The sequence below is a fragment of the Streptomyces hainanensis genome (genome assembly GCF_004348415.1).
Taxonomy (GTDB): domain Bacteria; phylum Actinomycetota; class Actinomycetes; order Streptomycetales; family Streptomycetaceae; genus Streptomyces; species Streptomyces hainanensis.
On the sequence record NZ_SMKI01000419.1, the window covers coordinates 1 to 6,876 of the forward strand.

Genomic DNA, 6,876 nt, shown 5'->3' on the forward strand with positions numbered 1-6,876 from the left:
GGCCTGCCGAGGGTGGGATCGCCGTCGAGTATCCGCAGGTGCAGCCGCTGGAGTTCGGCGCCCGGGTCGGCGCCGAGCTCGCTGGCGAGCTCGCGCCTGAAGTGCTCGTAGTGGCGCAGCGCCTCGGCGGAGCGGCCCTCGTGGCAGAGCGCCAGCATGAGCTGGCCGGCGAGGCGTTCGTTGAGCGGGTTCCGCTCCGCGCCGACCGTCAGTTCGCCGAGCAGGCCGGGGTGGCGGTCGTGGCGCAGCCGCAGGTCGTTGCGGTCCAGTTCGGCGGCCAGCCGCTCCTGGAGCAGGGCCCCGCGCAGGTCGTTCAGCCACGGCGACTCCAGCGAGGCGAACGGCTCGCCGCGCCAGAGCGCGAGCGCGCGCTCCAGCGGGACGACCGCCCGCTCGTCGCCCGGCTGTTCCCTGGCCTGTTCGACGAGGGAGCGGAACCGGTGCAGGTCGACGATGCCGGCCGAGGGGTCGAGGGCCAGCAGGTAGCCGCCGGGGCGTCGCTCGATGCGTAACCGCTCCCTGGCCGGCGCGAAGGCGGACCTGAGCCGGGAGAGGTAGCTGTAGAGCGTCTCCCTGGCCCGCTCCGGTGGGCGCTCGCCCCACACCCGGTCGGCGAGGCGCTCCACCGGGACCACCCCGTTGGCGTCGGCGAGCAGGGCGACGAGCACGCACTGGCGGCGGGCGTGGCCGAGGTCCACCGGACGTCCGCCGATGTGGGCCCGCATGTCGCCCAGCACCGACAACTCCACCGTCATCCCTCAACCCCCCGGTGTCAGCCGGCCGTTCGCACGGGCGACTCCCTCGCATCTTGCATCCGGCGCAAGGGCGGTGCAAGGAATCCTCATACCTCGTCTGATAAGGGCCGCCGGAACACGGCCGGCCGGCGAGGGGGGTGGCGGATCGAACGGCGCGTTGAACGGAACGGGACGGCGTCTCGTGTCATCCGGTGAACCGATCAGCGGCCGGCGAGCCCGTGACCGAGAGGACCAGTCGTGAGTGACTCCGTCAGCACCTCCCTTCCCATCCAGGCGCTGGCAGGCGGCGAGGCCGAGTTGCGGCTGGTGGTGCGGCTGAGCTGGGAGGACGTGGCCTCGCTCGGTGCCGAGGCGAGCCGGCTGGCCGCGCAGGCGCAGCGGCCGGTGAGCCTGGACGAGGCGGCCGCCCACCGGCTTCGGACCCGGGCCGCGGCCCACGCCAGGCCGGCGACGGGTCCGGCCCAGGCACCGGTCCAGGCCCAGGCGCCGGTCCAGACGCCGGTCCAGACCCAGGCGCAGGCGCAGGCCGCGGCGGCGGCTCAGCGGCAGCCGGGGACCACCGCCTCGGTGTCGCAGCTCTCCGGGCGCTCGCCGCGCGAGCAGGCCCAGCAGGCGATCGACGAGATCAACGGGCGGGCGGCCGGCCCGGGTGGCGCCACGGCGCGCGGCTGACGTCGCGCTCCCCCGCCCGCTCCCCTGATCACCCGTCATTTTCGGCCATGTCGCGCCGCCCGATCGCCCCTCTTGGCACGAGGTGAGGGTGTTGCCAGCGTTCATGGCGTGTGCGGATGAGATGGCCGGTAAACGCCCGTTATCGGTGGGAGAGCGCCGCATGATGGGCTCAGAAACGTCAGCGCCGCCGGCCTCGACCGGCCGGCGGCTTGGGGGAGCCCGGGGGGGCTATCACGTGAACGACCAGCACACGACCGACCACACGAACAACGACCCGAGCGACAACGGAACCGGGAGCGGAATCGGGAGCGACGCGGAGCGGCTCGGGGGGCTGACTCCGTTTCTGGACCCGCTGCGGGTGCCGCCGGTGCTGCGGCCGGGGCGCGGCGGCCAGGGCGAGGCGGTGACCGTCGAGCTCGAGGCGGCCTGGGTGCGCATGCACTCGCAGATGGCACCCACCCTGGTCTGGGCGTACGACGGCCACTACCCGGGGCCGACCTTCGAGGTGCGGCGCGGGCAGCGCATCCGGGTGGCCTGGGCCAACCGGCTGACCGGCGAGTTCCCGGTGCTGGCCGGAATCGCGCCGCTCACCGTGCGGCAGGGCGAGGTGTCGGTGCCGTCCACGGCGGTGCCCGGCGCGGGTGAGGGCTTCGAGGAGGTCAAGGAGGTCGCCGACCTGCCCGGCTGGTCCGTCACCCACCTGCACGGCGCGGTGACCGGCGGCGGCAACGACGGCTGGACGGAGAACGCGGTCTCGCACGGCGACGCGCAGCTCTCCGAGTACCCGAACGACCAGCGTTCCGGCACGCTCTGGTACCACGACCACGCCATGCACATCACCCGCTGGAACGTCTTCGCGGGGCTGGCCGGCATGTATCTGGTCCGGGACGACGAGGAGGCCGCGCTGCGGCTGCCCGCCGGCCGGTACGAGATCCCGCTGGTGCTCTCCGACCGCAACTTCGTGGTGGACGCGGAGGGCCGGCCCACCGGCGAGCAGCTGCACAAGGTGCAGCGGCTGCCCACCCCGAACCCCGAGACGGACCAGCCGGTCACCCTGCCGTTCAGCGGCCCCTACACGCTGGTCAACGGGGTGGTGTGGCCGCACCTCGCGGTGGAGCCGCGCTGGTACCGGTTCCGGCTGCTCAACGCGGCGAACGCCCGGATCTTCAACCTGGCCCTGATCGACGAGGAGGGGCGGTTGGTGCGGGGCGCGGTGAAGCAGATCGGCACGGACGCCGGGCTGCTGCCCGCGCCGGTGCCGGTGGACTTCGAGGGCCCGCTGGAGCGGCTCACCGTCGCCCCGGCCGAGCGGATGGACCTGCTGATCGACTTCTCGGCGCTGCACGGCCGGCGGCTGCGTCTGGTCAACGTGGAGGACGGCGTGCCGGGCGAGCCCGACCCGGCGAACAACGTGCCGTTCCCGCAGGTGATGGAGTTCCGGGTGGGCAGCCGCCCGGTGCGCGACCGCTTCACCCTGCCCGAGGTCGTCTCGGGGTCCTTCCGCGAGCTGACGCACGACATCCCGCACGAGCACCGGCTGGTCGTGCTGACCCCGCCCGGCACCGTGGGCGGCGGCGGCCACCCCGAGATCTGGGAGATGGCGGAGGTCGACGCGGCGTCGGTGGAGATCCCGTCGGACGGGATCATCCAGGTCACCGGCGCCGAGGGCACCACCAGGACGTACCGCCGGGTCGCCAGGCGGTACGACGACACGCTCAACTTCAAGGTGGAGCACGGAGACTACGAGCAGTGGTCCTTCCTCAACCTGAACGGGCCCACCCATCCGATGCACATCCACCTGACGGCGTTCCAGCTGATGGGCCGTGACCCGTACCTCACGGCGGGCTTCGACCCGAGGCTCGGTGGCACCCGCACCCCGGTGGTGTTCGACACCTCGCCGGGGGCGGCCGTCCCTGTGGAGCCGAACGAGCGGGGCTGGAAGGACGTCATCCGGGTGCCCAGGAACCAGATGGTGCGGGTGCTGGGCCCCTACGAGGGCGCGCAGGGCCGGTTCATGTACCACTGCCACCTGCTGGAGCACGAGGACATGGGGATGATGCGGGCGTTCACGGTGGTCCCGCCGGAGGTGCTGGTCTTCGACCACCACCGGGGTGACCACGGCGACCACTGAGCCGGCGTCCCGGCCCCCGGCGGGCTTCCCCCGTCTCCCCCGGCCGGGATGCGGCGGCCCGCCGGGCGACGCACGATCGGTGGCATGAGCGAATGGCAGCCGGTGTTCGTGGTGCTCGGCGTGGCGCTCGCCGGGGTGGCCTTGCTGTACGCGGCCGGCCGCTGGCTGGCCGGCCCCGCCGAGCCGGCTCCGGCGGGCGCGTTCGCCGGCGGCCTCGCGCCGGCCGAACACGCCGCCTCCCGGTTCCATGTCCGGTGGTACGCGGTGGCCATGGTCTTCCTGGCCTTCGACATGGAGATGCTCTTCATGTACCCGTGGGCCGTCGTGGTGGCGGAGGTCGGCGCGGCGGCGGTCGTCGAGATGTTCGTCTTCCTGGGGATCCTGCTGGCCGGGGTCGGCTACGCCTGGCGTGAGGGGGCGTTCCGGTGGGCGTGAGGGCGGCCCTGCGGCGGCGGGCGGTGGCGCGGCCCGCGGTGCTGCTCGCCGCGGTGCCGGGCGGCACGCCGAGCCGGCTCGCGGTGGAACGCGCGGTGCGGGCCGCCGGGTGGCCGCTGGTCGAGGGTCCCGCGGCGGCCGACCTGTTGGTGGTGGCGGGCCGCCCGGCCCCCGGCGCCGCCGGCTGGTGGGACGAGCTGTACGACCGGCTGCCGGGGCCGCGCGCCCGGGTCTCGGTGGCCGAGCCCGAGCACGCGGCGCGGGCGCTGTCGGCCGGGCGCGACCTGCTGCGCGCCGCCGGGGGCGCGGCGGCGCGTCCCGCGCGCCCCTCCGGTCGCCACGGCGGGCCGGGTCCCGGCGGCCCGGTGGTGGCCGGCCCGGTGGTGGCCGGCCCGGTATCAGATCATCTGCCGCTGGCCGAGCGCGGCGACGACCGGGACGGACTGCGGCTCGACGTGCTGCGGCTGCCGCTCGGCCCGGTGCTGCTCGACTGGCCGGCCGGCCTGGTGCTGCGCCTCGCCCTCCAGGGCGACGTGGTGGTCTCGGCCACCATGGACCCGCCGTCGCCCGCCCCGGCGGCCGGCGGGCCGCCGTTCTGGGACGAGCCGTGGCTGCGGGCGGCCAGGGGCGAGCCCGTCGCACGGGCGGCGGCCGCGCGGCGGTTGTGCGCGGCCCATCTGGACAGCGTGGGACGGCTGCTCGGCGTCGCGGGGTGGGCGGCGCTCGCCGGCTCGGCGCACCGGCTGCGGGACGGGCTGCTGACCGGCGCGGACCCGGCCGCGGTGCGGCGCGGGGCGCGGTCCCTGGTGCGGCGCGGCGAGCGCTCCCTGACGGCACGTTGGATGCTGCGCGGGCTGGGCCGGTTGCCGACGGCGCTCGCCCGCCGCGCCGGGGTGACGGGCCCGGCGCTGGCGGCCGGCGGGGACGCCTACGACCGGTTCCGGTGCTGGCTGGCGGAGATCGAGCGGTCCGCCGGCCTGCTCACGGCGCCCGGCCTGCTGGGGGCCGGCGAGCGGGTCGGCCCACGGGGCCGGCTCGGCGGCGGGCGGCCGCCGTCGGCGGCGCTGCTCGACGTGCTGCCCCGGCTGGTCGAGGGCAGCGAGTTCGGGGCGGCCAGGCTCGTCGTGGCCAGCCTCGACCCGGATCTCGACGAGCTGTCCCGGGCGGCGGCGCATGGCTGAGGCGGCCCCGCTGTGGTGGGCGCTGGCGCTGCCTCCGGTGCTCGCGGTGGCCGCCGCGGCCACCGCGCTGGCCGCCGCCCCCGCCGGGCACGGGGTGGCGCCGCTGCGCGAGTTGGCGCGCCGGCGGCGCCGGACCGTGGCCGCCGACGCGCCGCTCGCCACGCTGGGCGCGGTGCTGCTGCCGCTGGCCGCCGTGTCCGGGGCCGTGGTGCTGCCGCTCGGCTTCCGGTCGGTGAGCGATCTGGCGGTCGGCGTGGTGTGGTTCAACGCGATGGCCGCGCTGGCGTGGCCGGCGGTCTGGCTGGCCGGCTGGGGTCCGAACTCGGCGCTGTCGCTGATCGGCGGCTACCGGTTCCTGGCGCAGGGGCTGGCCTACGAGGTCCCGCACATGCTGGCCCTGACCACGGCCGCGCTCGGCGCGGGCAGTCTGCGGGTCGGCGCGGTGGTGGAGGCGCAACGCGGGCTGTGGTTCGTGACCTGGATGCCGGTGGCGTTCGCCGTCCATCTGCTGAGCGCGGCGGCGATGGCGTTCTGGGGCCCGTTCGACCGGCCGGTCGGGCGGGACGTGGCCGGCGGGGCGGCCGGCGAACTGGGCGGCGCGGACCGGCTGTCGTTCCTCGGCGGGCGGTGGCTGCTGCTCGTGGTGGCGGCCGGGATGGCGGTGCCGTTGTTCCTGGGCGGCGGGCACGGTCCGCTGCTGCCCGCCTGGTGCTGGACGCTGGTGAAGACCGCGGCGGTGCTCGCCGCGCTGCTCTGGCTGCGGCGCCGGCTGCCCGCGGTGCGGATGGACCGGTTCGCCGCGGTGGCCTGGACGGTGGTGACGCCGCTGGCGGTGGCCCAGGCGCTGGTGGTCGCCGTCGTGGTGCTGGGCCGCTGACGTGCTCGGCGACCTGCTGTTCTGGGTGCTGGCCGCGGTGGCGGTCGGCGCGGGCGGGCTGGTCTTCGGGTGCGCCTCGATGGCGAGGGCCACCTACGCGCTGCTGGCGGCGCTGTCGGCGGTCGGGGGCGAGGTGGTGCTGCTCGGCCTCGACTACCTGGGCGTGGTGATCGTGCTGATGATGACCCTGGAGATGGCCCTGATGGCCGTCTTCATGATCATGTTCATGATGTCGCCGAGCGGCCTCTCGCCGATGTCGATGCGGCACAACACCCGTGGCGCGGCGGCGATCTGCGCCGGTGTCTTCGGGCTGCTGGCCGCCGGGGCGCTGCTCGCGCCCTGGCCGGAACGCGCCGGCCGGGCGCCGGCCGATCCGACCCGGGCGCTCGGCCTGTCCCTGATGGGGCCGCAGATGCTCACCATGACGGTGCTCGGCATGGTGCTGTTCGCCACCATCGTCGCCGTGGTGGTGCTGGCCACCCGCCACGGGCGGTACGACCGGCCGCCGGCCGGCGCGCGGGAGGCGGCGCGGCGGGGCGGGGAGGTCGGGTGAGCCTGGAGGCGGTCCTGCTGGTGGCGGCGGCGCTGTTCGGCGTCGGGCTCTTCGGGGCGCTCACCCAGCGGTCCGTGGTGATGCTGATGATGGGTCTGGAGTTGATGCTGGGCGGCGTGGCGCTGGCCGCGGCCGGGGTCTGGCACTTCGTGGCGCCGGCGGCGGCCGAGGGCCAGGTGCTGCTGGTGCTGGTGGTGACGGCGATGGCGGTGGAGATGGCCGTGGGCTTCGCGGTGGTGACCGCGCTGTTCCGGGCCCGCGAGGTCGACACC

The 6,876-nt window shown here is 75.7% G+C and carries 8 protein-coding genes; 7 read left to right on the top strand and 1 reads right to left on the bottom strand.

Translation table 11 applies throughout. From position 1 onward, the window contains the following. On the bottom strand, positions 1 to 755 hold a 755-nt coding region (locus E1283_RS28790), incomplete at its 3' end, for an AfsR/SARP family transcriptional regulator (protein WP_243745179.1). 237 nt (positions 756 to 992) lie between these two features. On the opposite strand from E1283_RS28790, the gene E1283_RS37575 reads away from it, so the two are divergent. The 7 genes from E1283_RS37575 to E1283_RS28825 form a co-directional block, all read left to right on the top strand. Then, the gene (locus tag E1283_RS37575) at positions 993 to 1,427 is read left to right on the top strand and encodes a hypothetical protein (RefSeq protein WP_165956283.1); all 435 of its coding nucleotides are present in this window, start codon (positions 993 to 995) and stop codon (positions 1,425 to 1,427) included. Between the two features lie 235 nt (positions 1,428 to 1,662). Continuing rightward, positions 1,663 to 3,558, top strand: a complete 1,896-nt coding sequence (gene phsA / locus E1283_RS28800; RefSeq protein ID WP_425086249.1) for an O-aminophenol oxidase PhsA — start codon at positions 1,663 to 1,665, stop codon at positions 3,556 to 3,558. Positions 3,559 to 3,642: 84 nt separating this feature from the next. Then, positions 3,643 to 3,993, top strand: a complete 351-nt coding sequence (locus E1283_RS28805; RefSeq protein WP_132821100.1) for an NADH-quinone oxidoreductase subunit A — start codon at positions 3,643 to 3,645, stop codon at positions 3,991 to 3,993. After that, entirely contained in the window at positions 3,984 to 5,174 is a 1,191-nt protein-coding gene (locus tag E1283_RS28810; RefSeq protein ID WP_132821101.1) for a hypothetical protein, read from the top strand. Before E1283_RS28805 ends, E1283_RS28810 begins: the two co-directional genes overlap by 10 nt. Continuing rightward, positions 5,167 to 6,051, top strand: a complete 885-nt coding sequence (locus tag E1283_RS28815; RefSeq protein WP_132821102.1) for an NADH-quinone oxidoreductase subunit H — start codon at positions 5,167 to 5,169, stop codon at positions 6,049 to 6,051. Before E1283_RS28810 ends, E1283_RS28815 begins: the two co-directional genes overlap by 8 nt. 1 nt (position 6,052) lies before the next feature. Beyond that, entirely contained in the window at positions 6,053 to 6,604 is a 552-nt protein-coding gene (locus tag E1283_RS28820) for an NADH-quinone oxidoreductase subunit J (RefSeq protein ID WP_132821103.1), read from the top strand. Next, positions 6,601 to 6,876, top strand: a 276-nt coding sequence (locus E1283_RS28825; protein ID WP_132821104.1) for an NADH-quinone oxidoreductase subunit NuoK, incomplete at its 3' end; no start/stop codon positions are given. The genes E1283_RS28820 and E1283_RS28825, both read left to right, overlap by 4 nt.

What these genes read in the sequence shown, in the direction of transcription:
- E1283_RS28805 (WP_132821100.1), top strand. Translation starts at nt 3,643, where the DNA reads ATGAGCGAATGGCAGCCGGTGTTCGTGGTGCTCGGCGTGGCGCTCGCC.
- E1283_RS28815 (WP_132821102.1), top strand. Translation starts at nt 5,167, where the DNA reads ATGGCTGAGGCGGCCCCGCTGTGGTGGGCGCTGGCGCTGCCTCCGGTG.